Annotated in this window: 10 protein-coding genes; 6 read left to right on the top strand and 4 right to left on the bottom strand. The window is 62.0% G+C overall.

The annotated features are described in order from the left end of the window. Positions 1-326: 326 nt before the first annotated feature. The gene (locus AC3EA7_RS11040; protein ID WP_488614107.1) at positions 327-1,556 is read left to right on the top strand and encodes a molybdopterin molybdotransferase MoeA; all 1,230 of its coding nucleotides are present in this window, start codon (positions 327-329) and stop codon (positions 1,554-1,556) included. A gap of 60 nt (positions 1,557-1,616) precedes the next feature. Continuing rightward, positions 1,617-3,569 carry a molybdopterin biosynthesis protein gene (locus tag AC3EA7_RS11035; protein WP_488614106.1) on the top strand — a complete coding sequence of 651 codons (1,953 nt, stop codon included), beginning with the start codon at positions 1,617-1,619 and terminating at the stop codon, positions 3,567-3,569. Between the two features lie 188 nt (positions 3,570-3,757). Here AC3EA7_RS11035 and AC3EA7_RS11030 read toward each other — a convergent pair whose 3' ends face one another. Continuing rightward, positions 3,758-4,036 (bottom strand): ubiquitin-like small modifier protein 1, encoded by a 279-nt coding sequence (locus tag AC3EA7_RS11030; RefSeq protein WP_488614105.1) that lies wholly within the window; start codon positions 4,034-4,036, stop codon positions 3,758-3,760. 60 nt (positions 4,037-4,096) lie between these two features. Continuing rightward, positions 4,097-5,926 carry an aldehyde ferredoxin oxidoreductase family protein gene (locus AC3EA7_RS11025; protein ID WP_488614104.1) on the bottom strand — a complete coding sequence of 610 codons (1,830 nt, stop codon included), beginning with the start codon at positions 5,924-5,926 and terminating at the stop codon, positions 4,097-4,099. Positions 5,927-6,897: 971 nt separating this feature from the next. Here AC3EA7_RS11025 and AC3EA7_RS11020 point away from each other — a divergent pair. The 4 genes from AC3EA7_RS11020 (at position 6,898) to AC3EA7_RS11005 (ending at position 19,414) form a co-directional block, all read left to right on the top strand. Next, positions 6,898-7,299, top strand: coding sequence for a hypothetical protein (locus AC3EA7_RS11020; protein WP_488614103.1), 402 nt, complete (start codon positions 6,898-6,900; stop codon positions 7,297-7,299). A 303-nt stretch (positions 7,300-7,602) separates the two neighbouring features. Then, positions 7,603-16,188, top strand: coding sequence for a glycoside hydrolase family 94 protein (locus AC3EA7_RS11015; RefSeq protein WP_488614102.1), 8,586 nt, complete (start codon positions 7,603-7,605; stop codon positions 16,186-16,188). Positions 16,189-16,926: 738 nt separating this feature from the next. Beyond that, positions 16,927-18,816, top strand: coding sequence for a protein kinase domain-containing protein (locus tag AC3EA7_RS11010; protein WP_488614101.1), 1,890 nt, complete (start codon positions 16,927-16,929; stop codon positions 18,814-18,816). 379 nt (positions 18,817-19,195) lie between these two features. Continuing rightward, entirely contained in the window at positions 19,196-19,414 is a 219-nt protein-coding gene (locus tag AC3EA7_RS11005) for a YgaP family membrane protein (protein ID WP_488614100.1), read from the top strand. A 116-nt stretch (positions 19,415-19,530) separates the two neighbouring features. Here the strand turns inward: AC3EA7_RS11005 and AC3EA7_RS11000 are convergent, their stop codons facing one another. Both AC3EA7_RS11000 and AC3EA7_RS10995 read right to left on the bottom strand, forming a co-directional pair. Further along, entirely contained in the window at positions 19,531-20,094 is a 564-nt protein-coding gene (locus AC3EA7_RS11000) for a Uma2 family endonuclease (RefSeq protein WP_488614099.1), read from the bottom strand. Positions 20,095-20,496: 402 nt separating this feature from the next. Further along, on the bottom strand, positions 20,497-21,993 hold the full coding sequence (locus tag AC3EA7_RS10995) for a pyridoxal phosphate-dependent decarboxylase family protein (RefSeq protein ID WP_488614098.1): 1,497 nt from the start codon (positions 21,991-21,993) through the stop codon (positions 20,497-20,499). Position 21,994 lies beyond the last annotated feature (1 nt).

Here is a 21,994-nt window from a genome sequence, read left to right as displayed (position 1 = left end):
CTTGGACAAACACGCTTGCGCCTGTAGAGCGGCAAACGTTGGCTGAGCCTGTCGAAGCCATCGTTTGCCGCTCCACGTCCTTGATCGTCCAGGTTTTGTTTAATCGCTCTATAAAGCGAAAAAAGGCCCGCACTGCGACCCACACCGAGCGGGCGCCGCGTTGCGCCGATGTGATCCGTGATGCGATGGTGCGCCTGGGGTACGCTTAACGCTCAACGCTCCTATCTCTGCCTCTCGTCCCTTGTCTTTCCCGCTTTCCCCGCCTTCGACCTGCGCTCCAGATGGTATAATAATGCGTAATTATCCCAACACCATCAGGAGTGCCTATGCCTGAGCTGTTTCAGGTTGTGACCGTAGCAGAGGCGAACGCTCGTCTTCGTGCCCACATCACTCCCATACTACGCCACGAGTCGCTTCCGCTCCATGAGGCGCTCGACCGGGTAGTGGCCGAGGAATTACGCTCACCGGTCGATCTGCCCGCCTTTCCACGCTCTACCGTAGACGGTTTTGCCGTGCGTGCTGCTGACACATACGGCGCCAGCGAGAGCCTCCCGGCATACCTCACGCTCTGCGGCGAGGCGCCGATGGGTCGCGCGCCCGAATTCACCGTCGGTCCCGGGCAGGCGGCGCTCATTCATACGGGTGGTATGCTTCCCTCCGGCAGTGATAGCGTCGTGATGGTTGAGAATACCCAGTATCTCGACCCCACCACGATAGAAGTGGTTCGTCCCGTGGCCGTCGGCGAGAATGTCATCCCGGTCGGCGAAGATGTGTCTCGCGGCGATGCGCTCTTTCCCTGTGGCCACCGTCTCCGCCCGCAGGACCTCGGTGGTCTGGCGGGCGTCGGTCTTGTGCGCGTCCCGGTCGTCGCCCGCCCGCGTGTTGCCATCCTTGCTACCGGAGACGAGGTAGTTCCCGCCGACGCCAACGTGGCGCCGGGACAGGTGCGCGACATCAACAGTTATACCATCGCCGCTCTTGTGCGACGTGCTGGCGGCGAGCCAGTGCTGTGCGGCATTGCCCCCGACGATCCGGTCAAACTCGAGCAGATGGCGCGCACCGCGCTCGAAGGTGCCGATCTGCTCGTCCTCTCCGCCGGCAGTTCGGTCAGCACACGGGATCATACGGTCAATGTGATCGAAGCGTTGGGCAAGCCGGGGGTGCTGGTGCATGGGGTGGCTATTCACCCCGGCAAACCCACCATTATCGCTGTAGCCGGCGGGCGACCGGTCTTTGGCTTGCCGGGCAATCCGGTCTCGGCGATCATCGCCTTTGGCCTGTTTGTTGCTCCGGCGCTGCGGCGACTCCAGGGCGAGCCTGAGACCGACCTGTTGACCATCCAGGCAGTGCTGACACTCAATATTGCCTCGAAGCCTGGCCGTGAGGATTTCGTACCGGTGCGCCTTGAACGACGCAACGGGGTGCTGCACGCCGAGCCGGTCTTTGGTAAATCGAACCTGATCTATACCCTCGCCCATGCCGATGGTCTGGTGCGCGTTCCCCTCGACCTGAGCGGTCTCTATGCCGGCGATGCCGTTGAGGTTGCACTGTTCTGAGCGAAGGATTTGGGTGCGGCGCCGGACTGATGATTGTCAGGAGAGTACGATAGAAATCATATGTCACGACGACGCTACTATCTCGAAGATCGCGCCCTGGATGAGGCGATAGCCCGCTTCGAGGCGGCAATTGAGCGTGCTGGCGGGATTCATCCTCTAGACAGTGAAACCATTCCTCTGGCTGAGGCGCGTGGTCGCATCACCGCCGTGCCGGTGTGGGCGGCCCGCTCGGCGCCCCACTACCACGCCGCAGCCATGGATGGCATCGCTGTGCGCGCCGCTGCAACGACCGGCGCTACCGAGTCTTCGCCGCTGACCCTCACACTGGGCAGCCAGGCCGTCTGGGTCGATACAGGCGATCCTATGCCGCCCGATACCGATGCGGTGGTGATGGCTGAGCACGTTCAGACGCTCGATGATGCAACCGTGGCGATCACCGCTGCCGTGGCGCCCTGGCAGCATGTGCGTCCGCTTGGTGAGGACATCGTCGCCACCGAACTCGTTATCCCCGAAGGTGTGCCTTTGCGCCCGGTTGATCTGGGCGCCATCGCTGCCGCCGGTCATGCAACCGTTACCGTGCGGCGGCGCCCGCGGGTGGCAATCATTCCTACCGGCACAGAGCTGGTCACTCCTGAAGCCGTCGCTGCACGCGAGGCGGCCGGTCAGCCGATGCGCGCCGGCGAGATTATCGAGTTCAATTCCCCGATCCTTGCCGGCATGGTTGAGGAGTGGGGCGGCCAGGCAACGCGCCTGCCCCCTGTGCCTGATCGGCAAGACCTGCTGCGCGCCGCCATTACGAGTGCCATGGCCGATCACGATGTGATTGTGATCAATGCCGGTTCGTCAGCCGGCGCCGAGGACTACACCGCGACCGTGCTTGCCGATCTTGGCGAGGTGGCCGTCCATGGCGTGGCCATTCGTCCCGGTCATCCCGTCATTCTCGGTGTGGCAGGAGGAAAGCCGGCGCTGGGACTGCCCGGCTACCCTGTGTCGGCGGCGCTCACGGCTGACCTGTTCCTGCGTCCGCTGCTCTACCGCCTCCAGGGTCTTACCCCGCCGCCTCGTCCTCAGGTGACCGCCACGATCAGCCGGAAACTCCTCTCGCCGTTGGGGGAAGATGAGTTCGTGCGCGTCACCCTGGGCCGGGTGGATGGCCGCCTGATTGCGGCGCCGCTGATGCGAGGCGCGGGGGTGGTGATGTCACTGGTGCGCGCCGATGGGGTTGCGCGTATTCCGCGCTTCTCCGAAGGTCTCCACGCCGGGTCCGAAGTGATGGTCGAACTTCTCCGCGATCCGGCCGAAATCGAGTCAACGATCATCGCCATCGGCAGCCACGACCTGGCTCTCGATCTGCTGGCAAACCATCTGCGGCGCGCCGGAGCGGGCCGACGCCTCAGTTCCGCCAATGTGGGCAGTCTGGGCGGCCTGATGGCGCTTCAACGCCGTGATGCTCACCTTGCCGGCGTGCATCTCCTCGACGAGGAAACAGGTGAATACAACATCTCATATGTGCGGCGTCTCCTGCCTGACGAGGAGATCGTGCTGGTTCACCTCGCATACCGTGATCAGGGCTTTCTCGTGGCGCCGGGCAACCCGCTTGGTCTGAGCAGTCTGCGAGACCTGGTGCGGCCGGGTGTGCGCTTCGTCAACCGGCAGCGCGGATCGGGCACGCGCATACTGCTCGATTACCACCTGCGCCAGGAGGGGATCGACCCCGGCGCAATTGCAGGCTACCAGCGTGAGGAGTTCACCCATATGGCGGTTGCTGCTGCGGTGCAGAGCGGCGCGGCGAATGTGGGTCTCGGGATCGGCGCCGCTGCGCGCGCGCTTGGACTGACCTTCATCCCGCTCTTTAGCGAATGTTACGAACTGGCCATTCCGCGCCGTCACTGGGAAAGCGAGTTGTTAGCGCCGTTGCGGCGTATGCTGTTCGACCCGACGTACCGCAGCGCCGTTGAGGCGCTGGGCGGCTACAATGTAGCGCGGATGGGCGAGGAAGTGCGCGTCTCATAGAGCGATCAACCAAAACCCGGACAATCAAGGGCGTGGGGCGGCAGACGGTGACTTCGACAGGCTCAGCCACCGTCTGCCGCAAGGGTGAAGGCGCTGCCTTCACGCACCCAAGCAACTTCTTCAGACATGCTCTAGGTGCAGGTCTGCCGCGTTTCAGCGCCGATCTCCTGCCGGGATGAACATTGATCTCAGCCTCCCGCCACAGCCGGGAAGATATCGATCGTATCACCTGGCTGGATCAGCGTCTCAACGCCGTCAGGCAGGTATGGCGCATCGCGCCCATTGACGAACACGTGCACGTGCGGGTAGAGATCGCCATTATCGTTCAGTAATTCCTGGCGCAAGCGCGGGAAGCGCATCACCACGGCATCAACAAGTTGTTGGACCGTTATATTCTCGCCGACATCAAATTGCACCGTGCGACCACCAACGATCGGGCGCAGCGTTGCATAAAAGTTTACTTGCATTGTGGTTCAGTTGACACAATGAGGCGAGCGCAATGATGCACCCGCCTCATCTGCTGGCTACTAATCAATAATCTCAAGTTCGCGCAACTTGCTTTCGGGCACAACACCGTTTTCCCAGCCGCGGGCAGCGTAGTACTCGGCGAGCATCTCGTCGAGTTCACAGACGTGGCCCTGCGAGCCGGGCATAGTCGAAGGCTCCTGGATGAAGCGGGCAGGCAGGTAGTCGCTGCCTTCGCGGAAGCCAGCCAGGTTGTTGTAGTAGCGCTCAAGATTATAGATGCGCTCGCCGGACTTGAGCACATCATCTGCCGTGAACTCCACCCCGACCATAGCAGCATACTGAGCAGCGTACTCCTGCACTCCCTCAGCAAAGGCGCTGAACTTACACAGGTCGAGGCTATCGGAGAACGCATGGACATCCTGGAAGATTTTTACCAGTTCGCCTTTCCCCTTCCAGGCAAGAGGATCGACCTTGAGTGAGCCAAAGGGCATAACGCCCAACTCGGCAGCCGGGGTATAGGCGCGCAGGTGACAGGCGCCGCGGTTGCTGGTGGCGTAACCGATGCCCATGCCCTTGAGACCGCGGGGATCATACGCCGGTACACCCTGCCCTTTGACGGTCATCGCCAGTTCGGGATGGCCAAAGTGCTTCGCGGTCGCATCGGCGCCCTCAGCCATCACATTGCCGATCCCCTCGCGGAAGGCGATCTTGCGCACCAGTTCAACCATGGCCATGGTGTCGCCCCAGGCGATACCGCCGTCGCCATTGGTATAGCCGCGCTCAGTGGCTTCCATGTAGATGGAGATGGGATGACCGGTCTCAATCGCATCCATGCCGTAGTCGTTGCACAGGTCGATCAGTTTCGCAACGGTATTGACGTCGTCGTTGCCACAGTTCGCGCCAAGGGACCATGCCGGCTCGTACTCAAGGCTCTCCATCCGCAGCCCCTTCCAGGGTCCCTCCTTTATCTCGACCTCTTTCTTGCACGCCACAGGGCAGGCGTGGCACGTCGGGTCATCGACCAGGATATGCTCTTTGACGTACTCACCGCTGATCTTCTCGGCGCCTGGTCCGAACGAAGTGAGCATGCTGTTCTTTGACGGCAGAGCGCCTATGGTGCTGGTGATGTTCATCAGCACGTTCGTGCCGTACACCGAGAGGCCGCCCTTGCGCGGGCTGGTGATATTCTGCTCGTGCATAATGGCTGCCAGAGCGTTCTTGTGGGCAGGCTTCCACGCATCGAGGTCGGCAGCCTTCGGCATCTTTTTAGGGGCCTTGATCACGATTGCCTTGAGCAGTTTGCTTCCGCCGACACAGCCGGTGCCGCCGCGCCCGCTAGCCCGATCATCTTCATTGACCCAGCATGCGAACCTGACCAGATTCTCACCAGCCTGACCGATGGCGATCACGCTCAGGTCTTTCTCGCCATAGCGCTCGCGGAAGAACCTGACGGTGTCGTGTACACCCTTGCCCCAAACTTCGGAGGCGTCGCGAATCTCGACCGTGCCATCCTGAACGTACAGGTAGACGGGTCCTTTGGCCTTACCCTTGACTAATACGCCGTCGAAGCCAGCCCAGCGCAGGCGTGCCGCCGACCAGCCGCCGTGGTGACTATCGGTGACGGTGCCGGTCAGGGGCGACTTGGTGACGATCGCCATGCGCCCGCTCATATTCGCTTCAGTGCCGGTCAGAGGTCCGTTCATGAAGCAGAGCAGGTTATCGGGCGAGAGAGGGTCCACCTGCGGACCATTCTCGAGCATATAGCGCACCCCAAGCCCGCGGGCGCCGATGTACTTGCGTGCCCAATCCTCAGGAATGCCGCGATACTCCACCGTCCCGTTCGTCAAATCGACATGGGCAATTCGGTTCGCGTACCCGCCAAGTGCCATAGCGTTCCTCCTTTGATCACAATCGATGCCATACCAGAAGGTGGTCAATGCCTTTTGGGTATCGCCTTCTCGCAAGTCGTTTTGCTCAAGATTGACCTCTCGTCATGCGGCGACGCTATTATACGCTAAATGTTAACCTGAGTGCAATAGGTTTCCTACCTGGAAGATTTGTATCAATTCAGCAACGGTTTGCCTGGCGAATGAGCCGCTGCCATCCGCTTTTCTATACGATCACTCGAAACCTGGACACTCAAGGACGTGGAGCAGCGGACGTTGGCTGAGGCTGTCGAAGCCCACGCTCACCGTGCATCTGACAATCCTTCAGGGTCAGGCTCGACGAGAAGCCCGGCAGTCGTCGAGAAGCCAAGCGCAGCTATCCCCGGTATCTATCGCGTGGGACAATCCCAAAGAGCACGGTGCACCATGCCCCAACCGGTTGCTCTCCAACGTCAATTGCGCCACTCTGCCAAACCGTGGAGAACACGTCATGACATTCTATGACCCCGCTTGACACCACCGCCGATCAATTCGATTACAGGGATACGATTACACCCAACCGGGTGCGTATTTCATCACCGTCGTCACGCACCATCACACGCATATGTTTGGCGAGGTAGTGGGTGGGGCCATGCGGTTGAACGCATGGGGTGACATTGTACGCGACGAGTGGTTCAAAACCGCCCAAATCCGGCCGTATGTCCAATTGTGGAATCCTGTTTATCTGCCATGCTTGCTTATCCATTCACACATCGCCGGTATGTCGCATTTGCGCTCATTTTCCTGTAGACCTACCCGCTATTCTGTGCTATACTACCGCTTGTGACCCAAACCACGATCCCAACGTCGGTATCGTTCCTCGCCGCGTTTCTATGACTTCACACTCGATTGTTTGGGTGGCGAAGGCTCGTCGGCGGTATTCATCGCTGACGCAGGTCAGGCGCGGCTTGCAAATCCAGTATAAGGAGAGGACGATGACTCAGACAGAACGCGAGATGCTGCGGTGTCCGCATTGCGGCGCAGAGTGGCGCCCGACAACACCGGTAACCGGCCGGGAAATCAGTTGCCCGGTTTGCTTGCACCGCTTCGAAGCGCCTGATGTCCTGGAAGAGCGCCACTCTTTCAGCGTGCGCGATTTCGCCGAACAGATCAGCGCGCTGATCAACCGTGCGCGAACCGAGGGCTTGAGCAGCGATGTCATTACCAATGTGCTGCGCGATGAACTTGCCTACAACGCGGAGTTAGCCAATCCCAGCCATACCTTCCACGTCCAGATCGTCGATCTTGGTCCGGCTGAGGGCGCTATACGCACGCTGCCCCCCAACGAAGCGCGCATGATCCTGCAGCGGCGCAGCACGTCGATCATCAAGCGCTGATATGTGAAGCACAGGCTCGCCTGCGGCAAACGTCGCTTTGTCGGTGGTTCACATCTGCAAAAACCAGGCGGACTGCGAGCGGGTGGTATTTGCTGTCGCTGCCACCCGACAACTAGCGCCCAATGATGTGCGCACCTGTGCGCCGGTTCTCCGGGCATTCTCCGTGTTTCCACGCTTTCGTTCGAGCGCCCTCGTCAGGGCGCGATTGAGTATTGTTATCAGGGTGTTTCCATGAATCCTGCCGTGTTCGCTCGTGATCTTGTCCGTCGATTCGCATCAGTTGCGACTACTGTACAACAATCTTTGCCACGATTGCGTCAGCGTCCGCCGCTGTCGGATCGCCCGATTCGCGGGGTGATCCTGACAACGGAACAACTTGAGGAACGGGCGCGCACGCTTGCTGCTGAACACACGATTGTGATGCAGCCCGGGAAGGCGGGGGCGCTGCTGGCGTCGGTGGATCGCAATCATCGCCTGCTGCAACTGGCGTATCAGACGCTTGCCGCAGACGCTGCGCAACGCCAGCCGCTCACGCCAGCTGCTGCCTGGCTGGTCGATAACTATCACGTGATTGTTGGACAGATCCGCGAGATCCGGCAGGACCTGCCAGGCGGCTATTATCACGAACTTCCGAAACTGAAGGGGGGGCCTCACAACGGCAGGCCGCGCGTCTACGCCATGGCGCTCGAACTGGTCGAGCATACGGACGGGCGTATCGATCTCGAACAGTTGACGCGCTTCGTGCTGGCGTATGAGGCGGTGGCGCCCTTGTCGATCGGCGAAATCTGGGCAATTCCGATTATGCTGCGCGTCGGCCTGATCCAGAACCTGGGACGCCTGGCGCGCCTCATGCTCGACGAACGTCATCTCCGGCTCGAAGGCGCAGCATGGGCGGAGCGTATCCTGGCGCAGAAAGATGTCGGCTCATTCGAAGGAAATACGGCTTTCCGTCAGCTTGCACACGCCCATCCGCAATTGCCGTTGCCGCTTGCCGTCGAGTTGATCCAGCAACTGCGCAGCCAGGAGGCCGAGTTCGACATTGCCCGGTTGATGGTCTGGCTCGAACAGCAGCCCTCTCTTCCGTACGATACTGCCGAAGAAATCATTCTCGCCGAACAGCGCCGTCAGTCCGCCAATCAGGTGTCGGTTGCCAACACGATTACGAGTATGCGGACGATGGACGCAGTGGACTGGCCCGACTGGTTCGAGCGCGTCAGCATGGTCGAGCAGATTCTGCGCCAGGACCCGGCAGGCGCGTATGGACGGAGCACCTTCGCCACCCGCGACCGCTATCGCCACGAACTCGAACGTCTGTCGCGGCGCAGCGGTCTGAGCGAAGATGCAATTGCGCGACGTTTGATCCGGATTGCACTACAGGCGCAGGAAGAGGGTCGTTCCTTGCGGGAAACGCATATCGGCTATTACCTGGTGGACGAAAGGCGCACGGCATTCGAGGCGGCGCTCGGATGTCGCCTGACGACTGGCGAGGTCGTGCACCGCGCCGTGCTGCGGCATCCCGAAGCTGTCTATCTGGGCGCCATCGCCGCAGGAACGATCGCCATTACGGCGGCGGGCTGGCGCTTCGCCCGATCCGGCGGACAGGACGATGGGATTGACACGCCGCCGATCCTTTCTGCCGCACTCTCACTCACGGCGGTGCTGCCCGCGTTTGCGCTGGCAAAAGAACTGGTTGACCGCGTCGTTACTCGCCTGACTCCGCCACGTGTTCTGCCGCGCCTCGACTTCCGTGACGGCATTCCCCGCGAGTTGCGCACGATGGTTGTGATGCCAACGCTGCTGTTGACGTCGGATAGCATCCGCACGCAGATCGAGTCGCTGGAGGTGCTGGCGCTTGCCAATCAGGATCCGCACCTGCACTTCGCGCTGCTCACCGACTTCGCCGATGCGCCGCAGCCGCACATGCCCGAAGATGAGGCGTTGTTGACGCTGGCGGTCGAGCGGATCAGGGCGCTGAACGAGCGCTACGGCAGTGATCGCTTCTTCCTGTTTCACCGCCGCCGCATCTGGAATGAGCGCCAGGGATGCTGGATGGGTTGGGAGCGTAAACGTGGAAAACTCGAGGAATTCAATCGCCTGCTCGTCGGTGCGGCGGATACGACCTACGAAACATTCATTGGCGACCTCAGCGTTCTGCCGCAGGTGCGCTATGTCATCACGCTCGACGCCGATACGCAGTTGCCGCGCGATGCCGCGCGCGCGCTGGTCGGCACACTCGCGCATCCGCTCAACCAGGCAGTGATCGACCCGCATACGCGGCGAGTGGTGCGGGGGTACGGCATCCTTCAGCCACGCGTCAGCATTGACCTGCCGAGCGCCCTGCGCAGTCGCTTCGCGCGCATCTCGTCGGGCAATGTCGGCGTCGATCCGTACACCACCGCCGTCTCTGATGTCTACGTGGACCTGTTTGGCGAGGGGATCTTTGCCGGGAAAGGGATCTATGATCCGGCAGCGATGCGCGAGGCGCTGCATGATCGCTTCCCGGAAAACACGCTCCTCAGCCATGACCTGATCGAGGGGTGCTACGCGCGCGCGGCGTTGCTCTCGGATGTCGAGTTGCTCGACAGTTACCCGACGACCTATGCCGCCTATTCGGCGCGTCAGCATCGCTGGGTGCGCGGCGACTGGCAGATCGCCGGTTGGTTGCTGCCGCGTGTGCCGCGCGCATCCGGCGGGTATGCGCCAAATGTCTTGCCGTTGATCAGCCGGTTCAAAATTGCCGATAATCTGCGGCGGAGCCTGACGCCGCCGGCGACGCTGGCGTTGCTGATTGCCGGCTGGTTTGCGCTCCCCGGTCGTCCGGCGGTCTGGACGCTCCTGGCGCTTGGACATTATCTTGCGCCGCTCACGTTCGCCATCCTGAGCATACGCCTTGCACCGGCAAACTGGCGCTATGTGCACGTCAGTCTGATTGCTGCGGCGGAGAACCTGCGCTGGCCCGCGCTGCAACTGCTGTTGAACGTTGCTATGCTCCCCGATCAGGCGTGGCTGAACCTCGATGCAATAGCGCGCACGCTCTGGCGCATGGGGGTGTCGCATCGACGCATGCTTGAATGGGAAACCGCTGCACAGGCGCAGCGACGCCTCACCAACTCGTTCGACTATCTGATCAAGCGCATGGGTCCCTCAGCGGTCGTGTTTCTGGCGCTGGCTGTGGTGCGCACTGAGCGTCTGCGCACCTCCTGGCTCTCTACGCTGCCGGTCGCGTTGTCGTGGGGTGCGGCGCCCTTCTTCGCGCGCTGGCTCGATCAGGAGTATGTTCCTCGCCGCGTTGCGCCGCTTTCTGACGATGATCGCCGGATGCTGCGGCATGTGGCGCGCGCGACGTGGGCGTACTTCGACCGCTTCGTCGTTCCTGAACAACACTTCCTCGCGCCGGACAACTTTCAGGAGACGCCGCGACCGGTGGCAGCGGAACGCACCTCGCCGACTAACATCGGCTTGCAGTTGCTCGCCGACCTGGCGGCGGTCGATTTCGGGTACCTGGGGGCGCGCAGCCTGGTCGAGCGCGTCGGGCGCGTGTTCGAGACGATCCAGCGCATGGAGCGTTTTCGTGGACATCTGTACAACTGGTACGATACGCGCACCCTCCATCCGCTGCCGCCGCTCTATGTTTCAACCGTCGATAGCGGCAATCTCGCCGGGCATCTGCTGACACTGCGCCAGGGGCTGCTCGCGCTCCTGGAACGTCCGCCTTATGGACCCTGGATCATCGAGGGGTTGCGCGATATTCTCGAAATGATCCAGGAGCGTCTGCCTTCCGACGCCAGAGGGCGCACCTCGCTCGTTGCGCTGCTCCAGGCGCTCGACGCCACGCCTGATACCCTGGAGGGATACCGCGCGCGCCTGCTGCAGGCTGCCGATCTGGCGATCATTCTGGCGCGCGAGGGGCGCGTGGCGGAGTGGGCGGAGGCGCTGGCGCGTCAGGCGTACCGCCTCCTCGACGACATGCCTCACGATGGACATCTCGCCGCGCCGGAGGACCCGGAGTTCCGCGCGGCTGTCGAGCAACTGTCGGATAGGTGCATCGATCTGATCGCGGAGATGGATTTCCGCTTCCTGTACGATGAGCGCCGCCGCCTGTTCGCCATCGGGTACAACGTGAGCGAAGGACGGCGTGATAATTCGTACTATGATCTGTTCGCTTCTGAAGCGCGGCTGGCAAGTTTCATCGCAATTGCGCTTGGTGAAGTGCCGCAGGAACACTGGTTCTATATCGGGCGCAAGATTTCGCCTGCCGTGGCGATACCGACCCTGCTCGCCTGGAGCGGTACGATGTTCGAGTATCTTATGCCGCTCCTGGTCATGCGCAATTACCCCGAAACGCTGCTCGATGCAACCTACCGCGGCGCGGTCGAGCGCCAGATTGCCTATGCCGCCGAACGTGGCATCCCGTGGGGTATTTCCGAGTCGGCGTTCAACCTGCGCGACTCGCAGATGAACTATCAGTATCGCGCGTTTGGCGTACCGGGTCTCGGGTTGCAGAGCGGTCTGGCGAATGATCTGGTCGTTGCGCCTTATGCGACGCTCCTGGCGTTGCAGGTTGCGCCGACCGAGGCGGCCGCCAATTTACGCACGTTGATGGAGTATGGCGCTTTTGGGAACTATGGCTTCTACGAGGCAATCGACTTTACTCCGGCACGCCTGCCGCCTGGAGTGAAGAGCGCCATCGTGCAGACCTACATGGTCCACCATCAGGGCATGGGGCTGCTGGCAATCGACAATGTGCTGAACGACAACGCGATGCAACGGCGCTTCCACGCCGAGCCAATTGTCCAGGCAACCGAATTGCTCCTTCAGGAGAAGATACCTGCCGACCGGCCACTGCCGTTGCCACAGGAGAGCGCCGTTAGCGAAATTGCGGTCACACCCGATGTCGTTCTGGAACGTCACTTCACAACGCCGCATACCGCAGTTCCATACGCATATATGCTCTCGAACGGCGTCCTGACGTCGATAGTGACAAACGCAGGCGGCGGCGGCTGCCGCTATACCCTGCCCGAACGGACGACATCCATCGCTGTTACGCGCTGGCGTCCCGACCCGACGCGCGATGCGTCCGGCAGTTTCGTCTATGTGCGCGACATTCGCAGTGGCGCCACATGGTCGCCGACGTACCAGCCATTGCGCATTCTCGGCGAGGATTACCGCGTCACCTACGGCGCGGGGCGGGTCGAGTTCCGCCAGCAGTACGCCGGCGTCGATACACGCCTGGAAATCACAGTGTCGCCTGAAGACAATGTCGAGGTGCGCGTGCTGACGCTGGTCAACCTAACAGCGCAGCCGCGTGAACTGGAGGTCACCACATACAGCGAGATTGTGCTCACACCCGATACGGCTGATGCTGTGCATCCGGTCTTCTCGAATCTCTTCGTCGAAACCACGCTCGATCCGCACAACGAGGCGTTGCTGGCAACGCGCCGGGCACGCTCACCGAACGATGAGCGTCTGTGGGTGGCGCAGGCAATCGGTGTGCGTGGACGCGCCCTGGGAGAGGCGGAATACGAAACCAACCGTCTCACGTTCATCGGGCGCGGGCGTGACCCATCGCGCCCACAAGCGCTCGACCGTCCGCTGAACAAAAGCGTTGGCGCAGTGCTCGACCCGATCTTCAGCCAGCGTCGCCGGGTGCGGATCGTGCCTGGCGGACAGGCGCAGGTGATCATGACGCTGGCAGTCTCGGCAGCGCGTGAGGATGCGCTACGCCTGGCAGTGCACTACCGCGATGCCGCCATTGCGATGCGCGCATTCGATATGGCGCGTACCCAGGCGCAGGTCGAACTCATGCACCTCGGCATCAACGCCGATCAGGCGCATCAGTTCCAGCGCCTGGCGTCGCTTGCGCTCCTGCCCGATCCGGCGCGCCGCGCAGCAGCCGAGGCGCTGGCGCGCAACAGCAAGGGGCAGCCAGGGTTGTGGGCGTATGGCGTCTCGGGCGACTATCCGATCGTGGTGGGGCGCATCGCGCCGACATCCGACACATCGCTGGCGCGCACCCTGATCCAGGCGCACGAGTACTGGCGGCTGAAAGGGGTGCTGATCGAACTGGCGCTGCTGGTCGAAGACGGCGCTGACTATCGGCAGGAGCGATACGAGCAGGTCTTGGCGCTGATCCGCAGCAGCCGGTCGAGCCGCTGGCTGAACCAGCGCGGCGGGGTGTTCGTGCTGCGCACCGGCGTGATGCCCGAAGCCGATCAGGTGCTGTTCGAGACGGTCAGCCGCATCACGCTCTACAGCCGACGCGGCGATCTTGCATATCATTTGCGCCGCCGCCTGCCCGATAAAGCGCCGCCTCCGCCGCCGATAACGCCGCTCCCCTTCGATGGCGCACCGCGCTTCGACTCGCTCAGCGCACCGCGCTTCGACTCGCTCAGCGCACTGCTGCCGCCAGTAGACCTGACGCTGGCGACGGAGTATGGCGGGTTCACCTCCGACGGGCGTGAGTATGTGATCGAAGTCATGCCCGACAATCCGACGCCGCTGCCGTGGGTGAATGTCGTCGCCAACCCGCATGCCGGCTTCATCGTCTCCGAGAGCGGCGGCGGCTATACGTGGGCGGAAAATAGTCGTGAGAACCGCCTGACCCCCTGGTCGAACGACCCGGTCAGCGACCCGCCTGGTGAGGCGCTCTATCTCCGCGATGAATCCAGCGGCGCGCTCTGGTCGCCCCTGCCGCATCCCTGCGGCGCCGGTCGTGTGCGCGTCTGCCACGGGATGGGATACACCCGCTTCCTGCAACGGTACGAAGAGATCGAGAGCGAAACAACGCTGAGCATTGCACCTGACGATCCGGTGAAGATCGTTCGCCTGCGCCTGCGCAACCGGTCCGACCGCGAGCGACGCCTGAGCGCAACGATGTATGTCGAGTGGGTGCTGGGGGTGCTGCGCGAACAGACTGCGCTCTTCATCGTGACCTCGACGATGCCGGAACAGAGTGCGTTGCTGGCGCGCAATACCTACAGCCACGATTTCGCCGGGCGTGTCGCCTTCCTGGCATGCAGCGAACCACAGGCAGTCTTCTGCGGCGATCGGGCGGCGTTCATCGGGCGCAATGGCGACCTGGCGCGTCCAATCGCCCTTGCAGGCGACCACGACGGCGCCTTCGATCATCGCATCGGCGCCGGGTTCGATCCGTGCGGCGTCGTTTCAACACAACTGACCCTCGGGCCTGGCGAGGAACGCGCTCTCTTCTTTATCCTGGGGCAGGGCGTAAATGAGGAGGAGGCGACGCGCCTGATCGTCCGCTACCGCGATCCTGCCGTCGCAGCAGATGCAATTGCGGAAACCGTCGCCCGCTGGCGCGATCTGGTGAGCAGGCTCCAGGTGCGCACTCCCGATCCGGCACTCGACGTGTTGCTCAACGGATGGTTGATCTACCAGACCCTCGCCTGCCGCATCTGGGGACGTTCGGCGTTCTACCAGTCGGGCGGCGCCTACGGCTTCCGCGACCAGTTGCAGGATGTGATGGCGTTGATGCTGATTGAGCCGTCGATTGCGCGCGAACATATTGTGCGCGCTGCAGCGCGACAGTTCGTGGAAGGCGATGTGCAGCACTGGTGGCACCCGCCGCTTGGTCGCGGCATTCGCGCTGCCTTCTCCGACGACTATCTGTGGCTGCCCTTTGTCGTGTGCCAGTATGTCGAAACAACCGGCGACTATGCGTTGCTCGACGCGGTGGCGCCCTTCATCAGAGGGCGACCGCTGGCGGAAAACGAAGCCGAGTACTACGACCTCCCCGAACCGACGAATGAGTATGGCAGTATCTACGACCACTGTAGTCGCGCCATTGATCGCGCGCTGACGCGCATGGGAGCGCATGGATTGCCGCTCATGGGGTCGGGTGACTGGAACGACGGCATGAATCTGGTCGGACACGAAGGGCGCGGCGAGAGCGTCTGGGTCGCCTGGTTCCTGATCGTGATCCTGAACCGTTTTGCGCCAATTGCCGAACAGCGGCGCGATGTCGGACGCGCGGCGCGCTACCGCGCCGAAGCGCACCGGCTCAGTGAAGCGCTGGATCGCCATGCCTGGGACGGCGAATGGTACCTGCGCGCTTTCTATGATGACGGCGCGCCGCTCGGCTCGTCGCGCGACGAGGAATGCCGCATCGATTCGTTGAGCCAGTCGTGGGCGGTCATTGCCGGAACCGCCGACCCGGCGCGCGCGCGACAGGCGATGGAAGCGGTCGATACGCACCTGGTTGACCGTGAAACCGGCATCATCAAACTGTTCACCCCGCCCTTTGATCAGACGCCGCGCAACCCTGGCTACATCAAGGGATACGTCCCGGGTGTGCGCGAAAATGGCGGGCAATACACCCACGCCGCCGTCTGGGTGGTCTGGGCGTGGACGCTGCTTGGCGATCATGCGCGCGTCGGTGAACTGCTGCGTTTGCTCAACCCGCTGTACCATGCACAGCGGAATGGGCGTGTGTATGCGGTCGAGCCGTATGTTATCGCTGCTGACATCTATGCTGCACCGCAGCATCTGGGGCGCGGCGGCTGGACGTGGTACACCGGTTCGGCGGCATGGTTCTACCGGCTCGGCATCGAACGTGTCCTGGGCATCCGGCGCCACGGTGATCACCTGATTCTGACCCCCTGCCTGCCCTCCGACTGGTCAGGCTACGAAGCGCGGTATCGCTGCGGTTCGAGCGATTACCACATCATTGTCGAGCGCAGCAGCAGCGATGGTTACGCCTTGACGATTGACGGCGAGCCGGTCAGCGACATGCGCGTCCCACTGTACGATGACGGACAACAGCACGTCGTTCGATTAATCCTTCCACCAGGTGGAGGAATGCCCTCGCAGGACGGTGCAAGCACAACCGTAGCATCAGAAGAAGAGCGAACGATCAGGAGCAAGGAATAAACCGGCGATCAAACACGGATGCGTGGAGATTGTTTGACATGCGTGGCAGGCTGTTCGTATTGCGACACTGTGTGTCCCTCTTCCTCGCGGCTTTCGGGTAGAGCGAGGCGCCGCTTCGCCCGTACTAGCGTCCCGATGCCCATGTTCGCCCTCACCCCCTGCCCCTCGCCGGCGCTGTGGGAGAGGGGAGCGTTGGGGTAAGACGCCGCCTCGCCTGTACCGGTGTTCTGCTGCCTGAAACGACTGATATGGCGCAGTGGTTTGCCGGAAAACCTACACGTGTACGCAGCCCCGGCGGGGCTTGCATGTGCGGTGAGCATGGTCGAACTGCGTCCTCAGCGAGGGCTTCAGCCCGCAGCGGGACGGCATCCCGTTGCGCGCACGGGCAATCATGGTTGTTGAATACATATTCCGCGCTCGGGCGTTCATTGGGCAAGGCGCAACGGTCAATGCGCACTGGCAGGCGTGTCGGGGACGTATGACTGCGCAGCGGCATCAGCAGCCCCGGAGGGGCTTTCATGTTCTCAGCGAGGGCTTTAGCCCGCAGCAGTACGGCGTTTTGCGACAAATCATCCCCGTACTCCGAACAACGTAGACTGGCATTTTCCGAACATGCGTGCTATACTGTACTGGGGTCTCTGGTCATAAACCAATCTGTGCGCAGCCGTTTGCATTTCGCTTCACACCGCGTTATACTCAGCGCATGTGCGCGCGCTGTCTTCGCACCAAAGGCATACCATGGCAACCCTGCGGGCACAATCCCATTCCGGCAATAGCGACTCGCCCGGTCCGGCGTCGCAGGCAGGCGCTGCCCGTGAGGTGCGCAACTATCGCCTCGATCAGCGCATCGGGCAGGACGAACTCGCAGTCATCTATCGTGCCACCCACCTGACGCTTGATCGTCCTGTGCTGGTATCAGTGCTGCACCGCACCGACTGGATCTCATCGAGCCGCTTTCAGTTAGCCGCCCGGCTCGCCGCCCATCTGACCCATCCCAATCTGCTGCCGGTCATTGACGCCGGTCATGATGACCGTATCGGGCACTACATGGTGACGCCGTATCTCAATACGCGCTCACTCCAGGAAGTGCTGGCGAGCGGCGCGCTCGATCCGGTGGAAGCGCTGCGTATCGCCACCCAACTGGCGAGTGTGCTCGATTACCTCCACACCCAGAACGTGGTGCACCGCGATGTGCAGCCGGCAAACATCCTGATTACCCCCCAGGGAACGGTGTTTCTTACCAACCTGAGCCTCGCGGCATCGCCGGATACGCCTGATCTGTCGAGTGTTGACGATACAGACTATCGAACGCCATACACGGCGCCGGAGCAGACGCTGCGCACCGGCCAACCAGCGCCTGCCGGCGATCTCTATAGCCTTGGCGCTGTCATTTACCACATGCTCAGCGGCGAACCGCCGCCGCCGACCGGCGCCGTGCCATCACCGGCGCTGCGCGATGAGGCGCTTGCCGCTGCCGATCGGGTTATTCAGCGTTTGATGGCGGAACAACCGTCGCAACGGTACAGTAGCGCCGGTCAGGCGATCACAGCATTGCGACAGGCACTGCGCCCGCAGATCGACGCGGCAACGGTCGATATGGAGGAGTCACGCTGGGAGCCAATCGCCGAATGGCTCGAGAACCCGCTCGAAACCGTGCTCGGAAACATGATCGATGCCGATTTCGTGGCGCGCAGCCGCACCCGCGCCGATACTCTGCACCGGGTCGATGCCATTCGTCGCCTGCTGGATCGCTGGAGCCGCCAGAACTGGACGCACCGGCCACAGTTGGGTCATCTGATTGAACCGGAGCAGATTGTCAGTTACAACCTCTACTTCTACGAGGTGCGCGTCGCTTATGAAACGCGCACGGCGCCGCAGGCGCGCCTCAGCGTGCACCGCGGCGGCGCACTGGCGCCTGCACGCGAAATCGGCTTGTGGGAAACGCCGGTTCCTGATGTGCCGCCGTTCGAGACGCACAATCCTGAACCTGTTGTCATTCCCGGATCACAGCGCGTAGTTGGATGCCCGGAGTGCAACGGTGCAGGCCGCATCCCCTGCCGGACGTGTCATGGCTCAGGGACGGTCATGCGCACGCGCAAGGTGCAGGAACCCGACCGCAGCGTGAAGAACCAGTCACTTCCCGAAGAATGCCCGACTTGCCGCGGCTACGGGCATGAGGAATGTGAGCGATGTGAAGGAACCGGGCAACTGCTGGAAGAGAAGGTGTTCAACTGGTCGCGCCACGCTCGCGCTTACTTCAACGAAGACGACCTCAGCGGGCTGCACAAGCCGACGCTTCAGGCAAAAGCGTTGAAGGTTTTCGATGGCCCGATCTCACTGCGCGAAGGACACTGGTATCAGGTTGCGCCCCTCAAGGAGGCAATCGAAGAAGCTCAGCGCAGTTGCGATAACGACACCCGCATTATCGCCGCCGAACTGACCATTCGCGGCGTTCCGGTGACCGAAGTCGATTACCGCTTCCGCGACCAGCCGCGGACACTGGCGTTCATCGGCTTCGACAATACCCTGAAAGGCGATAGCACGCTGTATGATGTCGAACGCCTCGTGCTGTACGCTATTATTCTGGTCATGGCGATCATTCTCGTGGCAATTCTTGTGTTACGTTGAACATTGCCGGTTGCAGGCGCGCCGGAGGCGGGAGAGCCAGGCGCGACGTGCGCCGGGCGGAATACATTCCGCGTTACGTATGGTCTCTTCTTCCGGCGCCGGTGGGCGTGCGTGCCAGGCGCGACGTGCGCTGGTTGCAGGCGCGCCGGAGGCCGTCTGGGACTGACACGCAGCGAGAGATATTGCAGATTGCACGTGGACCAGTGGAAGGTGAAATGAGCGAATGTAGCCCCCTCACCCCTCACCCCTCACCCCTCACCCCTCACCCCTCACCCCTCACCCCTCACCCCTCCTGCGCCTGTAACATTTTTCACATATGCTACGTCTAATACAGCGAAACAATCATCAACTACGTCATGCCCTGAAAGGAGGGACAACGATGTTCCATCAAAATGTCGGTCCGATCGATCGTGGCATTCGGGCGATTCTCGGTATTGCACTGCTCGTTGCCACGTTTGTGCTGTTCAGTGGCTTCTGGCAGGCGCTCGCCGCCCTTGTGGCGGTCATTCTGCTGATCACTGCCATCTTCGGCGTGTGCCCGCTCTACACGGCGCTCGGCATCGACACCACGCCGACCAAACCGGCAGCAAAGCACTGAGCAGACGCATCACCGGAGCGGGACATCCAATCCGGTAGCATCCAGCGCCAGAAGGTCCCATCAGTACGATGGGACTTTCTGTTTGCCTCTGGTTTGCCGACCGATGAATATGCGCTTTATCTCCCGAAGATCACCGCAACGTCGAACGTCACTACTGGGAGTGTCGCTGAGGTGATCCGCTCGCCGGGAACAAACGTCAGGCACCGTGTGTATCGGTCATTCTGCGGATCGAGGTGCTGTTCGATGGTCTCCTGGACAACATCGATCAACCAGGCTTCCGGGATCCCGGCAGCGGCATAGCGGGGAAGTTTTTCACGCCTGTCGTACTCGCGCGATGTGTCGGCGACTTCGATGACGAAGAAGATATCCTGGGGCGCAGGGTGTTGCTGCGCATAGTAGTCCGGGCGTGGACGAAGCGCGGCAAGATCAGGTTGAGGTTCGTTGAATCCATCGAGCCTGATGGGGTCCTGCACGCTGATCACGGCGTGGTCAACGACAGTCTTCGTGAGGAGCGCGTTCAGCCGTTTGACAACTGCTGCGTGAAGCGGTCCCACGGGACTCATAACGCGCACCTCGCCGTCGATCAACTCGACCCGATCATCCTCCGCCAGGATGCCTGTCTCGCGCATGCGTTGATACTCATCAACACTGAACGGTCTGCGCACAATCTCGACGGTCATTGCACACATCTTCCAGTCCGGTCCCAGCCCTCTGCGCGCTTCCTGCGCATTGACCGCCTCTGCTCCGGCACATGCTTACCTCGTCTGCCCGGTCAGTCAGCTGTAGTATATCACGGTGCGAACACGGAAGATCCATCGAGCTTGCAGTGATGTTGCGGATGTGAACGCGCATCACCCACACGCGGCATATTGTGATGATTGCGCAGCAGGTTGCGGAAGATGCTGCGAAACTGTGGAAGGCGCCATTGACGAAGCGACAGGCGTCCGCTTCTGATGGATATGCTGGACAGCATAAAGCTACGACCTATCTTGCTGACTAGAGTTACTCGGATTTTCTCGCAGATACGAAGACACAGGATGCAGCGGTGCGGAATCTGGAGATTCTGGGCGAAGCAGAACCTCTCATACCCGATACACCATATCAAGATACCGTTGTAACAGATCGCTGACGACGCCGCGAAATGGCAGCGACGCTGCCATGCCATACACCGGCGCCATGCCGCCTTTGGCGCGCGGTTCGCGGCGCACAGCGGCGACCGCGTCGCGCAGATCGGTGATGAAGCGGTCGGCGATGCCGGGTTGGGTATGCGGCAGGGTGACGCAGATGTGGATCGCTGGCGGGTGGTGCAGCCCGTTGAGGTTCCAGCCGCGCTGCGCCATCTGATCGAGCACACGGTAAATGTCGAGGTGGGTCGAAGCAAACGCGATCACCCACAGCGGATCGCCAAGGACGCGCAATTCTGGAATGGACTCGATGCCGCTGCGGATGCGCTGCGCCGTCTCCAGAATGCGCCGGGTCGCCTCCAGATACCCCTGTTCGCCAATGCTGACCATTGCGGCCCATGCAGCGGCGCTCAGGCCGCCAGGACGGCTACCTGCCATCGTCGGCGAAACATACAACCCGCCGGGCCAGTCGGCAGCAACATAGTACTGGAAACGGCGCAGGGCTTCGGTGCGGTAGAGAATGACCGACGTTCCCTTGGCAGCGTATCCGTACTTGTGGGTATCCACTGAGAGCGAGGTGACGCCAGGAACGCTAAAGTCAAACGGCGGAACTGGGTAGCCGAGCCGACGCGCCCATGGGAGCACAAATCCGCCAAGGCAAGCATCAACGTGCATACCAACGCGTCGCTCGCCTGCCAGGGCTGCCAGGTCGGCAATCGGGTCGATGACGCCGTGGGGGAACGACGGCGCCGATCCGACCAGTGCAATTGTGTTGCGGGTCATGGCGCGCCGCGCAGCAGCAACATCGGCGCGAAAGCGCGCGTCGACCGGGATGCGCACGAGCCGGATGCCGAAGTAGTGTGCGGCTTTGTCGAAAGCAGCGTGCGCGGTGCGCGGGACGATCACTTCGGGACGGTGGATGCCGCGCCGCTCGCGCGCCCAGTCGCGGTAGGTCTTCATCGCCAGCAGAATGCTCTCCGTGCCGCCGGAAGTGACCGTCCCGCAGACGCCGGGTTCGCCGCCGAGCATCGACGCAGTCATAGCGACGATTTCGGCTTCATACCTGGCAATGCTGGGCCAGAGATCGACATGCAGTGGATTACTCGCTGCATGGAGCGTATACGCCTGGCTCAGAAACGCCTGGTGGTCAGGGTCGCTATGGTAGACGGCGCCCGACACATACCCTTCACGCCAGCGCGGGGTTTCGCGCTCTGCCAGGCGACGCATCTCGGCGAGAATATCATCGCGGCTGCGCCCGGCGGCGGGAAGACGGACGTAGACCGGCGCTTCATTGCGGTAGGGCTTGAGTGACGGTTCGATCTCAGCCAGCAACGTCTCGTACTGCGCTTCAAGCCGGCGCTGTACTGCCGGAATGCGCCGCAGAACCGCCTCAAGTGCAGCGGTCGCGCGCACGCCTGCCGACTCCAGCACCGCATAAAGTCGGAAACCAGCCATG

This window comes from Roseiflexus sp., assembly GCF_057785375.1.
Note: the sequence above shows the minus strand (reverse complement) of the source record. Positions and strands in the feature narration are given on the sequence as shown.